Genomic DNA, 19,728 nt, shown 5'->3' with positions numbered 1-19,728 from the left:
GGCCCGCCGTGCTGCGCGGCGGCCGCGCCGGCGGCCGGGACGAGCGCGGGGTCGTGCAGGTCGGCGGCGCGGGCGAGGACGACCTCGCCGCCGTGCTCGGCGGCGCCGTCGCCCACGGGGCGGCGCCGGGGCGGCGTCCGGCGGCCCGCGGCGAACCGTTCGACGCGCCGCCAGAGCTGGTCGGCGGCGTGCGCGATGGTGCGGGCGGCCTCGGCGGTGGCGTGCTTGAGCGCGTGCGCGTCCGGGAACTCGAGGGCGGCCGCGACGGCGTCGTGCTCCTGCAGGACGAGGCGGTCGGTGGCGCGGCCCGTCACCTCGTGCAGGGCGTGCCGGACGTCGAGGAGCAGGTCGTGGGCCTCGCGCACGCGGCCGTCGGGGGCGGGCGCGACCCAGGAGGCGGCGACGGCGCGCATGACGTGGACGTCGCGCAGGCCGCCGCGGGCCTCCTTGAGGTCGGGTTCGAGGAGGAACGCGAGTTCGCCGTGGGCGGCCCAGCGTTCCCGGCACAGGTCGGCGAGGGCGGGGAGGCGGGTGCGGGCGTGGGCGCGCCAGTCGGCGAGGACGGCGGCGCGCAGTTCGTCGAGGAGGGCGGGGTCTCCGGCGACGTGCCGGGCGGAGAGCAGGCCGAGGGCGGCCTTGAGGTCGGTGCGGGCGACGTCGCGCGCCTCGGCGACGGTGCGGACGGAGTGGTCGAGGCGGGTCCCGGAGTCCCAGAGGGGGTACCAGACGCGGTCGGCGATCCCGGCGATGTCGGGGCGGCCGCAGTGCAGCAGCACGAGGTCGAGGTCGCCGCCGGGGGTGAGGTCGCGGCGGGCGTGCCCGCCGACGGTGACGAGCGCGAGCGCCCGCTCCCCCGCCGAGCCGGACGGGCCGCCGTCCGGGGCGTCGGACGGGCCGTCGTCCGGCGGGCCCGCGAGGAGCCCGGCGAGCCGGCGGTCGACGTCGGCGGCGCGCTCGGCCCGGGCCGCCGCGAGGGCGGCCCGGGCCGAGTTCCCCGAGCGCACGGTCATGGCGCGTCCTACAGGGCGTCCGGGCCGGTCTCGCCGGTCCGGACCCGGACGACCGTGTCGACCGGGACGGCCCAGACCTTGCCGTCGCCGATCTTGTCGGTGCGGGCGGCCTTGACGAGCACGTCGATGATGTCGTCGGCGTCCTCGCTGTCCACCAGCACCTCGACGCGCAGCTTGGGCACCAGGTCGACCTTGTACTCCGCGCCCCGGTAGACCTCGGTGTGGCCCTTCTGCCGGCCGTAGCCGCTGGCCTCGCTGACGGTCATGCCGCGCACCCCGAAGGTCTCGAGGGCCGCCTTGACCTCGTCCAGCTTGAACGGCTTGATCACCGCGGTGACGAGCTTCATCCCCGCACCTCTTCCCTGGTCTCGTCCTGCGACTCCTGTGCGGCGTCGTCGTGCTCCGGTCCGCCGTGCCCCGCTCCGTCGTGGTGCGGCGCGACGGCCGCGGCCGTGGCGCCCGAGCCGGTGCGGACGGCGCCGAAGTCGTAGGCGGTCTCGGCGTGCGCGGTGCGGTCGATGCCCGCGAGCTCGTCGTCCTCGCTGATCCGGAAGCCCATCACGAGGTCGATGACCTTGGCGATCAGGTAGGTGACGACGAAGGAGTAGGCGAGGGTCGCGACGACCGCGAGCGCCTGCTTGCCGAGGAGGCCGAGGCCGCCGCCGGCCAGCAGCCCGTCCGCGCCGGCGTCGTTGACGGCCGTGGTGGCGACGATGCCGATGAGCAGCGCGCCGACGATGCCGCCGACCAGGTGGACGCCGACGACGTCGAGCGAGTCGTCGTAGCCGAGCTTGTACTTGAGGCTGACCGCGAAGGCGCAGATCGCGCCGGCGATGAGCCCGATGGCGATGGCGCCGAGCGGGGTGACGAACGCGCACGCCGGGGTGATCGCGACGAGCCCGGCGACGATGCCGGACGCGAGGCCGAGCGTGGTGGACGAGCCGTCCCGCAGCTTCTCGACGACGATCCAGGCGAACGCGGCGGCGCAGGTGGCGACGATCGTGTTGATGAACGCGACCGCGGCGGTCGAGCCGGCCGACAGCGCGGACCCGGCGTTGAACCCGAACCAGCCGAACCACAGCAGCCCGGCGCCGAGGAGGACGAACGGGAGGTTGTGCGGCCGCATCGGGTCCTTCGGCCAGCCCTTGCGCCTGCCGAGGACGAGCGCGAGCGCGAGCGCCGCGACGCCGGCGTTGATGTGCACGACGGTGCCGCCCGCGAAGTCGAGGGCGCCGAGCTCGAAGATCCAGCCGGCCCGGCCGCCCTCCTCGCCGTCCGACCACCACACCCAGTGCGCGATCGGCAGGTACACGAGCGTCACCCAGACCGGGATGAACAGGACCCATGCCCCGAACTTGGCACGGTCCGCCACGGCGCCGCTGATGAGCGCGACCGTGATGATGGCGAACGTCGCCTGGAACGCGACGAACACCAGCTGCGGGATGCCGCTGCCGTCGTCGGCGGTCGCGACGTTCTCCAGGCCGACCAGGCCCCAGTCGCCGAATCCGCCGATGAACGAGCTGAGGGAGCCGCCCGACGTGAACGCGAGCGAGTACCCGTACACGACCCAGACCATGCCCGCGACGGCGATCGAGACGAAGCTCATCATCATCATGTTGAGCACGCTCTTGGCCCGGCTCATGCCGCCGTAGAAGAAGGCCAGGCCCGGTGTCATCAGGAGGACGAGCGCGGTGCTCGTCAGCATCCATGCGGTGCTTCCGCTGTCGACTGTCATCTCTGCCAGTGCCCCTCCTCGCCGGGGAAAACGAACTGTTCAGAGATTGGGCCTCGGCCGTTTCGCGCCGGGGGCTCTCGCGTTTCCGCGGTGTGAAATGGGCACCCGCCATGTTGCCGGTCTGTTTCCGTCACCTCACAGCCCCATTTCACGGCTGTGAGGACCGAAAAGCGCCGGACCCCGCGTGTCCCCGGAAAGGCGGGAGCCCCGCGCGCACCGGGGCGGGCGGGGCTCCAGGGGGACGGGAGAGCGGGGTTCAGTCGCCGAGGATCGCGTCGACGAACGCCTCCGGTTCGAACGGCGCCAGGTCGTCCGGGCCCTCGCCGAGCCCGACGAGCTTGACCGGGACGCCGAGTTCGCGCTGCACCTGGACGACGATGCCGCCCTTCGCCGTCCCGTCCAGCTTCGTCAGCACGACGCCGGTGACGTTGACGACCTCGGCGAACACGCGGGCCTGCTGCATGCCGTTCTGGCCGGTGGTGGCGTCCAGGACGAGCAGGACCTCGTCGACCTGGGCCTGCTTCTCCACGACGCGCTTGACCTTGCCGAGCTCGTCCATCAGCCCGGTCTTGGTGTGCAGCCGGCCGGCGGTGTCGACGATGACGGCGTCGACCTTGGTGTCGATGCCCTGCTTGACGGCGTCGAACGCGACGCTGGCCGGGTCGGCGCCCTCGTCCTTGCGGACGACCTGGGCGCCGACGCGCGTGCCCCACGTCTCGAGCTGGTCGGCGGCGGCGGCGCGGAAGGTGTCGGCGGCGCCGAGCAGCACGGTGCGGCCGTCGCCGACGAGGACGCGGGCGAGCTTGCCGCAGGTGGTGGTCTTGCCGGTGCCGTTGACGCCGACGACCATCAGCACGGCGGGCCGTCCGCCGTGCGGGCCGGTGTCGAGCGAGCGGTCCAGGTCGGGGCCGATCTGCTTGACCAGCTCCTCCTTCAGCAGCGCCCGCACCTCGGCGGCGTCGCGGGTGCCGAGGACCTGGACGCGCGTGCGCAGCTCGTCGGTGACCTGCGCGGCCACGGCGGCGCCCATGTCGGCGGTGATGAGGGTGTCCTCGATCTCCTCCCAGGCGTCGTCGTCGAGGGTCTCGCGCGACAGCAGCCCGAGGAGGGTCTTGCCGAAGGCGTTCTGGGAGCGGGCGAGCCGGGCGCGCAGCCGGACGAGGCGGCCCGCGCCGGGCGGCGGTTTCTCGATCTCGACCGTGGGCGGTGGCGCGGGGGCCTCGGTGGGCGGCGCCCGTTCGAGCGTCGGGGCCGTCCCCTCCGCCTCGTCGGCGACGGTCGCGCCGCCGCGCCGTTCCTCCGTGGGCTCCTCCGCGGGCGGCCGCGGCCTGGTGCGTCCGGGCCGCAGCAGCAGGAAACCGCCGACGATCAGGCCGGCGACGACCAGCACGGCGATGAGGATCAGGTATTCCATTCCCATAACGCCCCCAGTTTTCCAGACCGGCGCACCGGCGCCGAACACGCTGCACCGGCCGCGCGGCCGCCCCGCTGCGCGCCCGGTCCCGGGCGCGCGCGATCAGCCCCGGAGCAGTGGCGGCTCCGGGGCTCCTCCCGGGAGAGATGCCCGCTCGGAGCCCTCCCACTCGTCGACGTTGCGCAGCAGGGCCTCGAGGTAGGTGCGCAGGTGGTTGCGGTAGACGTCGCTGTAGGTGCGCAGGTAGGCGATCTCCTGCTCCAGGCGGCGCCGCTCGTCCGGCTCCATGTCGCCGCCGGCCCCGCGCTCGGACGGCGCCGCCGGTGCGGCGGACGCGGATGCGGCGGACGCGGGTGCGGCGGGCGCGGGGGCCCGTTCGGCCTCGCGCACGGCGGCGTCCGCGATCGCGGCGGCCCTGCGGTGGGCCTCCTCCAGCATCTGCTCGGCGCGGCCCTTGGCATCGGACAGGATCGCCTCGCGGTGCAGCCGGGCCTCGTGCGCCAGCTCGCGGGTGTACCGCTCGGCGTCGGCCACGTAGAGGTCGGCGGTCTGCTGCGCCTGCGACAGGATCCGGACGGCCTGGAAGTGGGCGTCCTGGGGCGCCATCACGCCCGGGCCGCCGCCCCCCGCCGCCGGGTCGGCACCGCCCGAGGCGGCCGAGCCGACCCGGGCGCGCAGCCGGTCGACCTCCTCGGCCAGCGCCGCCTTCTCGCTGAAGATGTGGACGAGTTCCCGCTCGACGTACTGGAGGAAGTTGCGCACCTGGTCCTCGTCGTACCCGCGGCGGCCCAGCGCCGCCCGCGCGAACACCACCGACTGCAGTTCGCCCGGGGTCAGCCGCGTCCCCTCGGAGACGACGGGAAGGTTCGGGGAGTTCATCGGGGTCACCTCTGTGCGTCTGCGAAGGATTCCAGCCTGATGCGTTCGCGCTCGATCCCGAGCCGGACGAGCCGTTCGACGGTGCCGTGCACCATTTCGGACGACCCGCAGACGTAGGCGTCGTGGCCGGTCCAGGGGCCGTGGCGGGCGACGACGTCGGCGAGGGTCCCGTGTTCCACGCCGTCGCCGCCCTCCCCGGGCCCGCCCGTCCGCCCGGGCTGGAGCACGCCCGACTGGAGCAGCGTGGAGAAGCCGTGGCCGGTCGTCTCGTCCGACACGGCGGGCACGACCGTCAGCCAGGGCAGGCCCCCGGCCATCTTGGTCAGGTCCTCGAGGTCGTAGAGGCCGTCGCGGTCGCGGGCGCCGAAGAACAGGTGCACCCGGGGCGGGGACGGGCGGCCGGCGATCTGCTCGAGGATCGCCTTGAGCGGCGCGAGCCCGGTGCTGCCCGCGACGAGCAGGACGTCGCGGGCGGACGACTCGTCGAGCGTGAGCGTGCCGACGGGGGCGCCCATCCGGACGCGGTCGCCGGTCTGCGTGCCGCGCACCAGGACCGGGCTGACCGGGCCGCCGTCGACCAGCCGGACGTGGAAGTCGACGGTGTTGTCCGGGCGCGGCGCGTTGGCCATCGAGTAGTAGCGCCAGTGCCGCAGCCGGGAGGGCACCTCCAGGGCCACCGACTGGCCGGGCAGGTACGGCAGCGGCCGGTCGGGCTGCACGCGCAGGACGCTGATGTCGAAGCGGCGCCGTTCGACGCCGATGACCTGCCCGTTCCACCACGCGGGGCGGTTCAGGGCGTCCTCGTCGGCGGCCTCCAGCATCACCTTGGCGACCAGGCCGTAGGCGGCGTTCCAGTCGCTCTCGAGGTCGTCGTTCCAGGCGGGGCCGGAGAAGTGCCGCAGCGTGGCGAGGAGGCTGGCGCCGACGTGCGGGTAGTGCTCGGCGATGATGCCGAACCGGCGGTGGTCGCGGCCGAGCTGGCGCAGGAACGGGACGAGGTTCGGCAGGTCGTCGACCTGCGCCACGATCGTCCCGAGCGCGCGCAGGAGCTTGTCGCGCTGCCCGGTCATCCCGATCGGGAACATGTCGCGCAGGTGCGGGTTGCGGACGAACAGGTCGGCGTAGAAGAAGAGCGCGACGGCGTCTCCGTGCCGCGCGACCTGCGCGAAGCTGTCCTTGAGGCGTTGTGCGTCCACGGTGGCGGGAGCCGATCGGACGCCGTCAGGCGACGGGCTCGGCGGCGGCCTCCTGCATGACCTGGGCGACGACGCCGTAGGCGGCCGTCCAGTCCCGCTCCAGGTCCTCGTTCCACGCCGGGCCGCTGAAGTGGGCGAGGGTGGCGATCAGGCTCGCGCCGACCTGCGGGTAGTACTCGGCGGCGACGCCGAAGCCGTCGTGGCGGCGGCCGAGGTCGCGCAGGTACGGGACGAGCGCGGCCTCGTCGTCCACCGACTCGACGATGTGCGCCAGCGCGGTCAGCAGCTTCTCGTGCTGCTTGGCCATGGCACCGCTGAACAGCGACCTGAGCCGCGGGTTCTTCTCGAACAGGTCGGCGTAGAAGTACTCGGCGACGTCGATCCCGTTGCCGCCCACGAGGGCGAAGTTCTCCTTGAGACGCTGGGCGTCCATGACACACCTCTCCAGTGGTCCTCCGTACCGGGCGGGGTGTCCGGAATGAGGGGTCCCGAGAACCACGGGGCACATGAGTAGTGGATCGAATCGGCGGGACACAAGCCCGCGACCGTCGCGGCCCGATCACCGTCCGTGCCAGAAAACGTGAGATTGGTTCGGCATTCTCGTGTTCGCCGCATCGCACCGTGCGGCGCCCTGCGGCGATGACCGGACGGACGGCGCGCCGCCCGCGCCCCGGATACACCGGGCGACGTGATTTTCCCCGCAGAACAGCGAACGGTCGGCCCCCGATGCAGACATTCCAGAAATGCCTTTTCGGATGGGTCGAGTACGCCGGGACGCGTGCGCCCCGCGGCCTCGGCCGTCCTCAGCCGTCCTCGCGGAGGCGCTGGCTGACGACCTGCGTGACGCCGTCGCCCCGCATGCTGACCCCGTACAGGGCGTCCGCGCCCTCCATCGTCCGCTTCTGGTGCGTGATGATGATCAGCTGGGACGACTCGCGGAGCTCCTCGAAGACGGTGATCAGCCGCTGGGTGTTGGTGTCGTCCAGCGCCGCCTCGACCTCGTCCAGCACGTAGAACGGGGACGGGCGGGCCTTGAACACCGCGACCAGGAACGCGATCGCGACCAGCGACCGCTCCCCGCCCGACAGCAGCGACAGGCGCTTCACCTTCTTGCCCGGCGGCCGGGCGGCGACCTCGACGCCGGTGGCCAGCATGTCCTCGGGCTCGGTCAGCGACAGGCTGCCCTCGCCGCCGGGGAACAGCCGCGCGAAGATCCGCTCGAACTCGCGGGCGGTGTCGGCGTAGGCTGCGCCGAACACCTGCTGCACCCGCTCGTCCACCTCCTTGACGAGGCCGAGGAGCTCGCGCTGCGTCTTCTTCAGGTCCTCGAGCTGGGAGTTGAGGAACGCGTGCCGCTCCTCCAGCGCCGCGAACTCCTCGAGCGCGAGCGGGTTGACCTTGCCGAGCTGGTTGAGCTGCCGCTCGGCCGTCTTCGCCCGCTTCTCCTGCGCGGCCCGCTCGTACGGGACGGGCCGGGCCTCTTCCCGGCCGTCCTCGCCCGCGTCCGGACCGGGCGGCACCGGCACGTCCGGCCCGTACTCGCCGACGAGCGCGTCGACCTCCAGCCCGAACTCGTCCATCGCCCGCTGCTCGAGCTGCTCCAGCCGGAGCCGCTGCTCGGCGCGCGCCACCTCGTTGCCGTGCACGACGTTCACGAGGCGTTCCAGCGTCGCCGACAGCTCCCGCACATGGTTCCGGACGACCTTCAGTTCGGCCTCGCGCGCGGCGCGGGCCTCCTCGGCGGCCTCGCGGCGCCGCACGGCGGCCGCCAGCGACAGCTCGATGCGCTCCAGCGCCGTCCGCGCGGCCGTGAGGACCGCCTTGGCGACGCGGGCCTGCATCTCGCGGCGGGCGCGGCGCTCGGCGGCACGGGCCCGTTCCTCCCGCTCGCGGCGGGCGCCGCGCTCCAGCGCGTCGGCGCGTCCCGCGATGGCCTGCACGCGCTCCTCGGCCGTCCGGACCGAGAGCCGCGCCTCCATCTCGGCCGACCGCAGCTCCCGGACGCGCGCGTCCAGCTCGTCGCGCGCCTCGGTGTCGTGCCCGGCCTCGTCGGCGACGTCGGCCGCCTCCTCGGCCTCGGCGAGCCGCAGGGCCAGCTCGTCGGCGGCCCGCATGTCCTGCTCGAGGGACTCGTTCGCGGCGTCCAGGGACTTGGTGAGCCGCTCGGCCTCGCCGCGCGCGGCGCGGACGTCGGCCTCCAGCCGGGCGGCGCGCTTGGCCTCCTGCGCGGCCCGCGCCTCGAACTCCCGGACGCGCGCGCGGACCCGGTCGAGGTCGGACTGCGCCCGGTTCACCCCCGTCTGGGCCTCGGCCGCGGCGGCCTCGGCGGCCTCCAGCGCGGACTGTGCCGACTGCTCCGCCTGCGCCGCGGCGGCCAGCTCGGCCGCGGCGGCCTCGGCGGCGGTCTCGGCGGCCGCGAGCTCCCCGGCGGCCTGATCGAGGGCCGTCCGCATCTCCAGCAGGCTCTGCGCGCCGCCCGCCGCGCCGCCCTGCGCCCAATGGGCGCCGACGAGCTCCCCGTCGCGGGTGACGGCGCGCAGCGCGGGCTCGCGCCGGACGAGCGCGGCGGCGGCCGCGACGTCGTCGACGACCGCGACGTCGCGCAGCAGGTGCGCGAGGGCGTGCCGGACGCCGTCCGGGACGGTCACGGCGTCGATCGCGTAGTCGACGCCGTCGATCCGCGCGGGCGCGCTCCCGTCCGGCCCGCCGCCGACCAGCAGCCCCGCGCGGCCCGCGTCGCGGGACCGCAGCAGCGCGAGCGCCGCCTCCGCGGTGTCCAGCGACCCGACCGCGACGGCCTCGGCCGCGTTCCCGAGCGCCGCCGCGACGGCCGTCTCGTAGCCGGGGCGGACGGTCAGCAGCGACGCGACCGTCCCGAGCACCCCGTCGAGGGACCCGTCGGAACCCGCCTCCAGCAGCGCCTCACCGCCGTCTGCGGCGGCCGACAGCGTCAGGTTCAGCGCCTCGATGCGCGCCTGCAGGGCCGTGACCTTCTTCTGGGCGGCCTGGTCGGCGGTCCGGGCGGCCGCGATGGCCTGCCGCGCCTCCTTGACGGCGGCGCGCGGCCCCGCCACCCCCTCCCGCGCCCGCTCGGCGGCGTCCTTGGCGGTCGCGAGCGCCTCCTGCGCCGCCTCGTGCTCGGCGGCCAGCTCCGGATCGTCGACGACCTCGGCCTCGAACGCCTCGAACTCGGCCAGCGCGGTCTCGGCGCGCCGCTCCGCCTCGTCCCGCGCGTCGACGAGCCGCCCGATCTCGGACCGTCCCGCCGCGGCCTTGCTGCGCAGCGCCTCGACGCGGCCGCGCAGCCGCGCCAGCTCCTCGCGGCGGTCGGCGGCGGCGCGCGCGGCGGCCTGCAGGCGCCGCTCCTCGCCGGCGAGGGCCTCCTCGACGCCCGTCCGCTCCTGCACGGCGTCGGCGAGCCCGTCCTGCGCCTCGTCCAGGGCGGCGCGGAGCATCTCCTCCTGCTCGCGGATCTCCGCGGCCTCGCGCTCCATGTCGTCGGGGTCGCGGCCGCGCCGCTCGTCCTCGCGGGCCTCCGCGGCGTTGCGGTGCCGCTCCGCGGCGAGGTCGGCGACGCCGCGCAGCCGCTCCTGCAGCGCCGACAGCCGGTACCAGGTGTCCTGCACCTGCTTCAGCTTCGGCGCCGCGACGGCCTCCTCCGCCTCGAGCGCCTCCTCGCGCTCCTGCGCCTGCGCGAGCGCCCGCTCGGTCTCGGTGCGCCGCTCGCGGATCTGCGCCTCGTCGGCGGCCTCCTGCTCCAGCTTCGTGCGCAGGGTGACCAGGTCGTCCGCGAGCAGCCGCAGCCGCGCGTCCCGCAGGTCCGCCTGGATCACCGCGGCCTTCCGCGCGATCTCCGCCTGCTTGCCGAGCGGCTTCAGGCGGCGCCGCAGCTCGCCCGTCAGGTCCTGGACGCGGGTGAGGTTGCCCTGCATCGCGTCGAGCTTCCGCAGCGCCTTCTCCTTGCGCTTGCGGTGCTTGAGGACGCCCGCCGCCTCCTCGATCACCGCGCGGCGGCCCTCCGGGCCCGAGTGCAGCACCCGGTCGAGCTGCCCCTGCCCGATGATGACGTGCATCTCCCGGCCGATGCCGGAGTCCGACAGCAGCTCCTGGATGTCCAGCAGCCGGCACGAGTCGCCGTTGATCGCGTACTCGCTGCTGCCCGACCGGAACATCAGCCGGCTGATCGTGACCTCGGTGTAGTCGATGGGCAGCGCACCGTCGGTGTTGTCGATCGTCAGCACGACCTCGGCGCGGCCGAGCGGCGCACGGTTCGCCGTGCCGGCGAAGATGACGTCCTCCATCTTGCCGCCGCGCAGCGACTTGGCGCCCTGCTCCCCCATCACCCACGCGAGCGCGTCCACCACGTTAGACTTGCCGGACCCGTTGGGCCCCACGACCGCGGTGATGCCGGGCTCGAACTTGAGGGTGGTCGACGACGCGAAGGACTTGAAGCCGCGCAACGTCAAACTCTTCAGGTACACGCGCTCGCCGTCCTCCTCCGGTCGGTATGCCGGGGGCGGGGCGGGACGCGCCGTACGCGGCGCCGAAGGGCCTCCCCCGCCGGGCCCGATGCTCAGTCGCCGTCCCCGCTCGCGCCGCGGGTCACGCCGCGCGGGGGCCGGGCATTCCGAGGAGGATACCGGTCGGCGCGGCCGGTGACCCGATGCCGCGCCGGATCCCGTGCACCGTGTCCGGGTATGAGCGGGAGCGCGTGAGCCGGACGCCCGCGGCGGTCACCGGGCGGGCGGCGATGGGGCAAACTTTAGGGACGCCAGAGCACCGGCGTCCCTATCGATCGATTCGTGTGCGGCGCCGTTCAGGTCAGCGCCGGTTCACGGTCCTTCACCGCGAGCGACATCACGTCGTCTTCCGTCGCCGTCGCGAGCGCGTCGTTCTCCGCCTGGAGCCGTACGAGCTCGGCCTCCAGGTCGCGTACGCGCTGCTGAAGGCGCCGCATCTCCGCGACCATCCGGGGGTCGGGACCGCCGACGTGGCCGAGTAGAGCCTTCGCCATGACTAAAGGTCCTCCACGCTGAGCAACCAGCAGGGATCGCGCACGAGAAGCAAATGATGTCGGTGCGCGTATCGTCTAGAGTCGCACCGGCCGCCGTCCTGGTCAAGACGCACATCACAGGCCGGTAACAACCTTTCACCATCTAGTTTAGCAGGTACAAACCGGACATCCGTACCCGTTCACCGTTCCTCGAAACCGTCGGCCGTCCCACGCGGCTCGTCCCACCGTTCCGTCACGCCCGTCACGGCGCCCGGACGGCCCGGCACGCCGGTCTCCGCGACGGCGTCGGGATGCAGCATCTCCAGCAGGCGCCGGCAATTCCCGCGCGGCCCCTCGGCCACCACTTCGACCCGTCCGTCGCGCAGATTCGACGCGCTGCCGACCAGGCCGAGCTCCAGGGCACGGGCCCGCACCCACCAGCGGAACCCGACCCCCTGCACGCGGCCCCGCACCCACGCGGTCAGCCGCACCGCTTCCTCGTCGCTCATCCACGTTCCCCTCGTCAACCGTGTCGACCAGGGAACCCTAGTACCGCGCGCGGCGGGGACGCGGCTGGCACACGGGACAGCTGTAGGACGAACGGTTCATGAACTCGTCCCGGCGGATCGGGGAACCGCAGCGGCGGCACGGCTCGTCGCGGCGGCCGTAGGCGTCCAGGGACCGCTCGAAGTAGCCGCTCTCGCCGTCCACGTCGACGTAGAGGCTGTCGAAGGACGTCCCGCCGACCGCGAGGGCCGCGCGCATGACGTCCTGCGCCGCCGCGACGACCCGGGCCGCCTCCGCGCGGGTCAGCGTCTCGGTGGGGCGCGCCCAGTGCAGCCGCGCCCGCCACAGCGCCTCGTCGGCGTAGATGTTGCCGACGCCGCTGATCAGGGACTGGTCGAGCAGCGCGCGCTTGATGCCGGTCCTGCGGCGCCGCAGGGCCCGGTACAGGGCGTCGCCGTCGAACGCGTCCTCCAGGGGGTCCGCGGCGATGTGCACGATGGGGGCGGGGACGAGCCCGGCACCGTCCGGCGCGGGGGCGGCGGCCCCGGCGACCGCGTCGGGGACGAGCTCGGCCACCATCAGGTGCCCGAACGTCCGCTGGTCGACGAACCGCAGGTCGAGGGGGTCGGCGGCGGGGCCGCCGGTGAACGCGATCCGCACCCGCAGGTGCTTCTGCGGCTCCCGGTCCGGTTCGCCGACGAGGAGCTGCCCGCTCATCCCGAGGTGGGCCAGCAGCGCCTCGGACGGCGCCTCGGACGGCGCGTCCGCGAGCGGCAGCCACAGGTACTTGCCGCGGCGGCGCGGCGGCAGGACGGTGCGGCCCGCGAGGCGCCCGGCGAAATCGGCCGGCCCGGCGGCGTGGCGGCGCACCGCGCGGGGGTGCAGCACCTCGGCCTTCTCCACGGTGCGGCCGGTCGTCCAGCGGGCCAGGCCGCGCCGGACGACCTCGACCTCGGGCAGCTCAGGCACCGGTGAGCCCGGCGGGCCGCGACCCCCGGCCGTTGCCGGCGCCGGACGCCGGACCGGCGTCCGTCCCGTCGGTCCCCGCGGCGGCGCCGTCCCCGTCCGCCCGCCCGGGACCGGCCTTCTCGCCGCCCTCCCGCTCGGCGGCGAGAGCGCGGATCGCGTTCCAGGCGGCCTCGGCGGCGTGCTGCTCCGCCTCCTTCTTACTGCGGCCCTCCCCGGACCCGTAGGTCTCGCCGCCGACCCGCACGGACGCGCGGAACGTCTTCTGGTGGTCGGGGCCGCTCTCCTCGACGTGGTACTCGGGGACGCCGAGCTCCTCGACGGCCGTCAGCTCCTGCAGGGACGTCTTCCAGTCCAGGCCGGCGCCGAGCCCCGCCGAGCGGGCGATGAGGGCGTCGAACAGCCGGTGGACGAGCGCGGACGCCTCGTCCAGGCCGCGGTCGACGTAGACGGCGCCGATCAGCGCCTCGAGGGTGTCGGCCAGGATGGACGCCTTGTCGCGGCCGCCGGTGCCCTCCTCGCCGCGGCCGAGGCGGATGTGGGCGCCGACACCGAGGCCCCGCGCGACGCCCGCGAGCGCCCGCATGTTGACGACGGCGGCGCGCAGCTTCGCCAGGTGCCCCTCGGGCAGGTCGGGGTGCCCCCGGTACAGGGTGTCGGTGACGACCAGGCCCAGCACCGAGTCGCCGAGGAACTCCAGGCGCTCGTTGGTGGGCAGGCCGCCGTTCTCGTACGCGTACGAACGGTGCGTCAGCGCGCGCTCCAGCAGCGCGTCGTCGACCTCGACGCCGAGGGCGCGGGTCAGTTCCGCCCGGTCGGGCGCGGGGTCGGACTTCTTGGCGCTCAACGGGCCCTCCTCGCAGGCCGTGCGCCGCGCGGACGCGCGGTCGCCTCGATGGCGCGCGGCCGGGAAGGCCGGGGACGGCGGAGGGCGCGGCACGAGGTCGGACGGCCGTGGCCGTCCCGCGCGGGGACGGACGGGCCGGACGGGCGGGGCGGTCGCCCCGCGCGGCGAGGTCCGCGAAGACGAGGTGCGCGCCGGTTCGGCGGATCCCGGCGTGCACCACGGCTCCGGGCACGGGCCGCCGTGCCGGACACCACGCCGACGACGCGCGCCGGGGTGGTCGTGCCTTCACGCACCTGGAGGGGCGGACCGCGCCGTGTGCGCGGGGCCGCCCCCCGGGATGCGAGGAAGACTCAGGCCGACGGGGTGATGACCTGCCGCCGGTCGTAGGTGCCGCACGTCGCGCAGGCGGTGTGGGGCAGCTTCTTGTCGCGGCAGGTCGGGCAGTCGACCAGGGTCGGCGCCGCGGTCTTCCACTGCGCGCGCCGGTGCCGCGTGTTGCTGCGGGACTTCTTCCGCTTCGGGACGGCCACGTCAGCCCTCCTGCTTTCCTTGTCGTCGGTCGGATGAACCGCGGGCGCCTGGGCTCCCGCTCCCCCGCTCCGGGGTGTCGGCCGCCGTGCCGGCGGCCAGCTCCCGCAGTGCCGCCCACCGGGGGTCGGCGACGTCGTGCCGGTGGTCCGGGCCGGCGTCGGCCAGCCGGACCCCGCACTCCGCGCACAGACCGGGACAGTCGTCCCGGCACAGCGGCGAGAGCGGCAGCGCGAGCACCACCGCGTCTCGGAGCAGCGGTTCGAGGTCGATCAGATCGTCCTCGAGGTGGAGCTCGTCGTCATCGGCGTTCCCGCCGGAGCGGGTGTCAGGATAGACGAAGAGTTCCTGGAAGTCCGCCTCGAAGGTCGAGGCGATCGGGTCGAGGCAGCGGGCGCACTCCCCCTCGAGGGGGACCGTCGCCGTGCCGGTGACGAGCACCCCCTCCAGCACCGCCTCGAGCCGGAGGTCCAGCTCGATCGCGGCGCCCTCGGGGACGCCCACCATCTCCACACCGAAATCCTCCGGAGCCGGCACGGTCAGGTGCTCCTCGCGCGACGACCCGGGTTGCCTGCCGAGAGCCCGGGTGTCGAGCACGAGCGGCGCATTGGGGTCGAGGCGTGTCAGCGGAATCCTGCTTTCGTGAGGCATGGGAATCAAGGCCGTTGGTGATGGCCGATGTCCCAGGGTACCGAACGCCGGGCGCCGCCCCCAACTCGCGGCCCGTCCACCAGCGGATCGGCCCCGCCCGCGCCCCGGGACGGCCCGCGGAACGGCCGCGCGTCCCGGCTAGTCGGTTTCGCGGAGCCGATCGACGAGCCGGTCGCGGACGCTGTCGGGAACGAGGCCGGAGATGTCGCCGCCGAACTTCACGACCTCCTTCATCAGGCTGGAGGAGAGGAAGGCGTATTCGGGGTTCGTCGCCATGAAGAGGGTCTCGATGCCGGCGATGCGGTGGTTCATCTGCGCCATCTGCAGCTCGTACTCGTAGTCGCTGACGGCGCGCAGCCCCCGGACGATGACCGGGATGTTCTGTTCCTTGCAGTAGTCCACGGTCAGGCCGTAGAACTTGTCGACGCGGACGTTGCCGTACCCCTTGGTCACCTCGGAGATCATGTTCGCGCGCTCGTCGACGGTGAACAGGCTCTTCTTGTTCTTGTTGATCAGCACTGCGACGACCACCTCGTCGTACAGGCTGGATGCGCGGCTGATGATGTCGAGATGACCGTTGGTCACGGGGTCGAACGATCCCGGACAGACGACACGGCGCACGGCGCGAACCCCTTCGTTCCCGGTTTCTGACCTGCGGCGCGAACGTACCAAATCCCATTCTGCCCGCTTTCACCCGGGCTCGGCGGTCCGTCCCGGACGCGTCGCCGCGGGCGGGGCCGGACGGGGCCGGGCGGGGGCCGGGCGGGACGGCACGGGGCACGGGACGGTCACGCCGCGAGCGCATCGATGATCTCCGCGGCGATCGGGCCGGACTCGATGCCGGCGCCGGGCGCCTCGGTCATCACCGCGACCGCGTACCGGGGGTCCTCGCGGGGGCCGTACCCGATGAACCAGCGGTCGTTGTACGGCCGGCCCGCCACGTCGGCCGTCCCGGTCTTGCCGCCGAGGACGGACGTGCCCCGCAGCGACCGTCCCGTCCCGCGTTCGACGACGGCCTCCATCATGGCGCGCAGGTCCGCGGCCTCCCCGGACGTCAGCGGGCGCGCGAACCGCTCGGGCGAGGCCCGCCCGACGGTGGTGCCGTCCGCGGCGCGCAGTTCGGCGATCAGGTGCGGCTTCATGACCTCGCCGTCGTTGAGGACGCCGCCGACGACCATGGCCATCTGCAACGGGGTGGCGACGGTGCTGCCCTGGCCGATGGACGCGAGCGCGGTGAGGGCGGGCGAGTCGGTGTCGGGGAAGACGCTCGCGGCGGCGGTCATGCGGTCCTCGATCGGGATCCGCTCGCCGAAGCCGAACTCGTCCGCCTCCTCGGCGACGGCGTCGTGCCCGAGGCCCTCGGCGCCCATGTGGGCGAACGTGGTGTTGCAGGACTCGGCGTACGCCTCGATCAGCGGTACGCGCGCCTCGCTGCAGGTGCCGCCGTGGCTGTTGCCGATCGGCCGCCCGCCCTGCGGCGGCCGGTAGCTGCTCCCCGCCCTGACCTGGGTGCCCGTGTCCGCGCCCGCTTCGAGCTTCGCGGCGGCGACGACCGTCTTGAAGGACGAGCCCGGCGGGTAGACCTCCTCGGTCGCCTTGTTGAGCAGCGGCTTGAGCGGCCGGTCGTCGAGGCGCTCGAACGCCTGCCGCGCCTCCTCCCGGTCGAGGGTCGAGACGGCGCCGGGATCGTAGGACGGGGTGGAGGCCATGACGAGGATCGCGCCGGTCTCGGCGTCCAGCGCGACGGCGGCGGCGCGCCGCGCCCCCGACTCCTGCAGGGCCCGGTAGGCGACGCGCTGCGCGTCGGCGTCCACGGTCGCCTCGACGGTGCCGCCGGGGACGGGGTCCCCGACGAGCTTGTCGACGATGTTCGTGGTGGCGAGCCGCGGGTCGCCGCCGTCCAGCACGTGGTTCGCCGCCGCCTCCAGACCGGTCTCGGAGAAGACGGAGAAGTAGCCGGTGACGGGGGCGAAGGCCGGGCCGTCCCTGTAGTGGCGCTGGTACTTCTCGCCGCCGTCGACGGGCTCGGACCAGGCGAGCCGCTCGCCGTCGGCGACGATGGGGCCGCGGTCGACGGTGAAGCGGTCGGTCAGCCGCCGCGGGTTGAGCGCCGAGTCGCGCAGGTCCTGCGCCTGGAACGCCTGGACGTAGGTGACGTTGATCATCAGGGCGAGGATCATGAGCAGCGTCAGGACCCAGGTACGCGCGAGGGCGCGGTCCATGCCGGGTCTCATGACGGCCCCCTACCCGACGGACGCGCGGTCACCCGTGAAACGGATCATGCCCGGTCCCCGCCGGTGGCGGTGCCGTACCAGAACACCGCCTCCCCGTACCGCCGGTCCCGGTCGGCCTCGTACCCCTCGGGCCAGCGCAGCGCCGGGCCGCGCGCCGCGCGCTCGACGACGACGAGCGCGTCCGGCGCCGTCCAGCCGTGGTCGCGCAGGTCGCCGAGCAGCTCGGTGACGGCCGTGTCGGGCAGCGCGTACGGCGGGTCGGCGAAGATCAGGTCGTAGGGGGCGTCGGGGGGACGGCGGACGACCCGTTCCACCTTGTCGGCGCACGGCACCGCGCCGGACAGGCCGAGCTCCCTCGCGTTCTGCCGGAGCACCTTCGCGGCGCGGGGGTGCGACTCGACGAGCAGGGCGTGCGCGGCGCCGCGCGACAGGGCCTCGAGCCCGACCGCGCCCGATCCCGCGTACAGGTCGGCGACGCGCAGGCCGTCCAGGGGGCCGAGGAGGGCGAGGACGGTCGCGAACAGGCCCTCGCGGGCGCGGTCGCTGGTCGGCCTGGTGTCCCGTCCCGGCGGGACGGCGAGCCGCCGCCCGCCCGCGCTCCCCGCGATCACCCGTGTCATGCCCCTCAGTATCGCGGTCCCGGAAAAGGTCACAAACCGTCGCGGCGGCTCCTGTGAACCTCTACCAAATCGGTGACTCGATGTTCACATCGACTACTTCGCGTGCAAACGTGCTCGCAGGTTGTGCAACCACCCGACCCCTCAGGAGCACTGGTGCACCAAGGTAGGAGATTGGCGGTGACGGCCGGGGCGACGGTCCTGGGCCTCACCGCCATGAGCGGCGTCTCCCACGCCGAGACCTCCCGGCTCTCCGCCGAGCGCGCTCCCGCCCGCGCCGCGGCCGATCGACCGGCCGAGGGCGCGGCCGGCGCCGGGCGGGCGAAGGCCGAGAAGGCGACGAAGGCGGAGCGGCGGGACACGGGGAAGACCGGCACGGAGAAGACGAGCACGGGGAAGACCGGCACGGAGAAGACGAGCACGCAGAACGCCGCGGCGGCGCGGACGGACGCGGGCGAGGCGCTGCGGCGCGCCGTCGACCCCGTGGTCCGGACGCTGGAGCGGGACGAGCCGAAGCGGCAGGCGCGCGCCCAAGGGCGGCGGCAGGGAACGGACCAGAGCCGGAAAGTGCCGCCGGCGGCGGAGCCCGCGGAGCGGCGGCGGGCTTCCGGGCTGGAACTCCGCCTCGACGGCGCCCTCGGCCACGACGAGCGGACCGGCACCGCGACCGCCGGGCTCGGCGTGACCGCCGGGGTCCGCACCCCACACGTCGACGCGGGGGTGCGGCTGCGCGCCGGCGGCACCGTGTCGTTCGGCGACGCCACCGTCGAGGCGGGCGCGGGCCTGGCCGCCCACGCCGGGACGCCCGCGGGGAACGCCGCGCTGGACCTCGGGACGGGCGCGACGCTGTCGGCGGGGACGCCGATGATCGCGGCCGGGACGACGCTCGGCGTGCGGGCGTCCGCGGCGGGCGGCACGCCGATCTCCGCGCGGCTCGGGCTGAGCGGCTGCGCCGGTTCCGGCTGCGCGGACGCGCCGCCAGCTCCCCCGACCCCGCCGACGCCGCCCACCCCGCCGGACCCATCGCCGCCGACCCCGCCGGCGCCGCCGACGCCGCCCGTCCCGCCGGAGGACCCGGGCTCGCCGAGCCCCGAGCCGCCGCCGCTGCCCGCGGACCCCTCGTCACCGGCGTCCCCGATGCCGCCCTATCTGCCGTCCGGCGCGGCCGGCGGGGGCGCGGCCGGGAGCGGAGACGGCGGCGGGACGATCGCGGGCCGCATCACGCCGCCGAGGGAACTGCCGTTCACCGGGACCGACGCGCTGCCGCTGGTGGCGCTCGGCCTGACCGCGATCGCGGCGGGCGGCGCCGCGGTGGCCATGACGCGCAGGCGCGAGGCCGAGGAGTCGTGACCGAGGAGCCTTGATCGAGGAGCCTTGACGGGGCCCGGCCCCGCCCGCGAGGGGGCGCCTCCCGGCCGGGAGGCGCCCCTTCACAGTTCCTGCGCGGCGGTCACCCTCCAGCCGTCGCCGGTCCGGCCGACCCGCAGCCGGTGGAACCCGATCCCGTCGCCGTCGTCGCATCCGGACGTGCACGCGCCGAGCGCCACCAGCGCCGTGACCTCGCCCTCCGCCCCGCCGGACCGCAGGCCCGCCCCCACGATCGTCCCCGCCGTGATCGACGGGTGCCGCGCCACGGCGGACAGGACATCCCGGGCGCGGATCCCCGGCCACGCCGCGCCGGCCGTCCGGGCGCGCGGGGAACCGGCCTTCAGCGTGTACAGGGTGTCGAGCAGCCAGCGGTCGCCGCGCCGGACCATGGTGGCACGCATCGGGTCCGTCAGCAGGTCCGGTTCGGCGCCGGCCGCGCGGACCGTCCGCTTCACGTACGCCAGGACCGTCACCGCGTCGGCGGTGGCGGAGACGACGGCGGAGTCCGCGACGTCCGTGGTCACCGACCCGTCCTTCGCCTCCAGCTCCGCGCGGTAGTCGCGGGCGGCGAGCTGCCGGTCGTAGTCGGCGCCGTACCGCTCGGTGGACACCCCGTGCGCGGCGGTCACGTTCCGCTCGTAGGACGCGTGGTCGAAGCTCAGCACGGTCGTGATCGCGTGCTCGGCGGGACGGTCGGCGTCGGCACCGGGCTCCGGCGGCGCGGCGGCGTCGGCGGCGAGCGCCGCGTCCGGCGGCGCGGCCGGGTCGGCGGCCAGCAGCGCC

19 protein-coding genes are annotated in these 19,728 nt (G+C 74.7%); 1 reads left to right on the top strand and 18 read right to left on the bottom strand.

Translation table 11 applies throughout. The features are described from left to right. The 17 genes from ACFQ11_RS32210 to rsmD all read right to left on the bottom strand — a co-directional run. Window positions 1-1,010: [protein-PII] uridylyltransferase family protein (locus ACFQ11_RS32210; RefSeq protein ID WP_449193628.1), on the bottom strand; the 1,010-nt coding region annotated here is incomplete at its 3' end. An 8-nt stretch (window positions 1,011-1,018) separates the two neighbouring features. Continuing rightward, the gene (locus tag ACFQ11_RS32205; protein WP_378305621.1) at window positions 1,019-1,357 is read right to left on the bottom strand and encodes a P-II family nitrogen regulator; all 339 of its coding nucleotides are present in this window, start codon (window positions 1,355-1,357) and stop codon (window positions 1,019-1,021) included. Beyond that, window positions 1,354-2,745: an ammonium transporter gene (locus tag ACFQ11_RS32200; protein WP_378305619.1), complete on the bottom strand. Its 1,392-nt coding sequence runs from the start codon at window positions 2,743-2,745 to the stop codon at window positions 1,354-1,356. Before ACFQ11_RS32200 ends, ACFQ11_RS32205 begins: the two co-directional genes overlap by 4 nt. A 256-nt stretch (window positions 2,746-3,001) precedes the next feature. Next, window positions 3,002-4,159 carry a signal recognition particle-docking protein FtsY gene (gene ftsY / locus ACFQ11_RS32195; RefSeq protein WP_378305616.1) on the bottom strand — a complete coding sequence of 386 codons (1,158 nt, stop codon included), beginning with the start codon at window positions 4,157-4,159 and terminating at the stop codon, window positions 3,002-3,004. 102 nt (window positions 4,160-4,261) lie between these two features. Further along, window positions 4,262-5,038: a DivIVA domain-containing protein gene (locus ACFQ11_RS32190; protein ID WP_378305614.1), complete on the bottom strand. Its 777-nt coding sequence runs from the start codon at window positions 5,036-5,038 to the stop codon at window positions 4,262-4,264. Window positions 5,039-5,043: 5 nt separating this feature from the next. Next, window positions 5,044-6,234 (bottom strand): globin domain-containing protein, encoded by a 1,191-nt coding sequence (locus ACFQ11_RS32185; protein ID WP_378305612.1) that lies wholly within the window; start codon window positions 6,232-6,234, stop codon window positions 5,044-5,046. 25 nt (window positions 6,235-6,259) lie between these two features. Beyond that, window positions 6,260-6,667, bottom strand: coding sequence for a globin domain-containing protein (locus tag ACFQ11_RS32180; protein ID WP_378305610.1), 408 nt, complete (start codon window positions 6,665-6,667; stop codon window positions 6,260-6,262). Window positions 6,668-7,037: 370 nt separating this feature from the next. Beyond that, complete coding sequence (gene smc / locus ACFQ11_RS32175; protein WP_378305608.1) at window positions 7,038-10,715, bottom strand: chromosome segregation protein SMC; 3,678 nt, start codon at window positions 10,713-10,715, stop codon at window positions 7,038-7,040. Between the two features lie 335 nt (window positions 10,716-11,050). Further along, window positions 11,051-11,248, bottom strand: a complete 198-nt coding sequence (locus ACFQ11_RS32170; RefSeq protein WP_067461544.1) for a hypothetical protein — start codon at window positions 11,246-11,248, stop codon at window positions 11,051-11,053. A gap of 179 nt (window positions 11,249-11,427) precedes the next feature. Further along, the gene (locus ACFQ11_RS32165) at window positions 11,428-11,736 is read right to left on the bottom strand and encodes an acylphosphatase (RefSeq protein ID WP_378305605.1); all 309 of its coding nucleotides are present in this window, start codon (window positions 11,734-11,736) and stop codon (window positions 11,428-11,430) included. Window positions 11,737-11,773: 37 nt separating this feature from the next. Further along, window positions 11,774-12,703 carry a bifunctional DNA-formamidopyrimidine glycosylase/DNA-(apurinic or apyrimidinic site) lyase gene (gene mutM, locus ACFQ11_RS32160; RefSeq protein WP_378305603.1) on the bottom strand — a complete coding sequence of 310 codons (930 nt, stop codon included), beginning with the start codon at window positions 12,701-12,703 and terminating at the stop codon, window positions 11,774-11,776. After that, entirely contained in the window at window positions 12,696-13,547 is an 852-nt protein-coding gene (rnc, locus tag ACFQ11_RS32155) for a ribonuclease III (protein WP_378305601.1), read from the bottom strand. The genes mutM and rnc overlap by 8 nt, the downstream gene beginning before the upstream one ends. A gap of 350 nt (window positions 13,548-13,897) precedes the next feature. Continuing rightward, on the bottom strand, window positions 13,898-14,077 hold the full coding sequence (gene rpmF / locus ACFQ11_RS32150; RefSeq protein ID WP_026405302.1) for a 50S ribosomal protein L32: 180 nt from the start codon (window positions 14,075-14,077) through the stop codon (window positions 13,898-13,900). A 1-nt stretch (window position 14,078) separates the two neighbouring features. Next, window positions 14,079-14,726 (bottom strand): YceD family protein, encoded by a 648-nt coding sequence (locus ACFQ11_RS32145; protein ID WP_378305598.1) that lies wholly within the window; start codon window positions 14,724-14,726, stop codon window positions 14,079-14,081. A 138-nt stretch (window positions 14,727-14,864) separates the two neighbouring features. Continuing rightward, the gene (coaD, locus tag ACFQ11_RS32140; protein ID WP_378305595.1) at window positions 14,865-15,347 is read right to left on the bottom strand and encodes a pantetheine-phosphate adenylyltransferase; all 483 of its coding nucleotides are present in this window, start codon (window positions 15,345-15,347) and stop codon (window positions 14,865-14,867) included. A 167-nt stretch (window positions 15,348-15,514) separates the two neighbouring features. Further along, window positions 15,515-16,960 carry a peptidoglycan D,D-transpeptidase FtsI family protein gene (locus ACFQ11_RS32135; RefSeq protein ID WP_378305593.1) on the bottom strand — a complete coding sequence of 482 codons (1,446 nt, stop codon included), beginning with the start codon at window positions 16,958-16,960 and terminating at the stop codon, window positions 15,515-15,517. A gap of 44 nt (window positions 16,961-17,004) precedes the next feature. After that, window positions 17,005-17,580 (bottom strand): 16S rRNA (guanine(966)-N(2))-methyltransferase RsmD, encoded by a 576-nt coding sequence (gene rsmD / locus ACFQ11_RS32130; RefSeq protein WP_378305590.1) that lies wholly within the window; start codon window positions 17,578-17,580, stop codon window positions 17,005-17,007. 177 nt (window positions 17,581-17,757) lie between these two features. On the opposite strand from rsmD, the gene ACFQ11_RS32125 reads away from it, so the two are divergent. Continuing rightward, window positions 17,758-18,927, top strand: coding sequence for a hypothetical protein (locus tag ACFQ11_RS32125; RefSeq protein ID WP_378305588.1), 1,170 nt, complete (start codon window positions 17,758-17,760; stop codon window positions 18,925-18,927). Window positions 18,928-19,007: 80 nt separating this feature from the next. On the opposite strand, the gene ACFQ11_RS32120 is transcribed toward ACFQ11_RS32125, so the two are convergent. Next, window positions 19,008-19,728 (bottom strand): hypothetical protein (locus tag ACFQ11_RS32120; protein WP_378305586.1); only part of this gene is annotated, 721 nt, incomplete at its 5' end.

The sequence above is a fragment of the Actinomadura sediminis genome, from assembly GCF_042675525.1.
In the GTDB taxonomy this organism is placed as follows: domain Bacteria; phylum Actinomycetota; class Actinomycetes; order Streptosporangiales; family Streptosporangiaceae; genus Spirillospora; species Spirillospora sediminis.
Note: the sequence above shows the minus strand (reverse complement) of the source record. Positions and strands in the feature narration are given on the sequence as shown.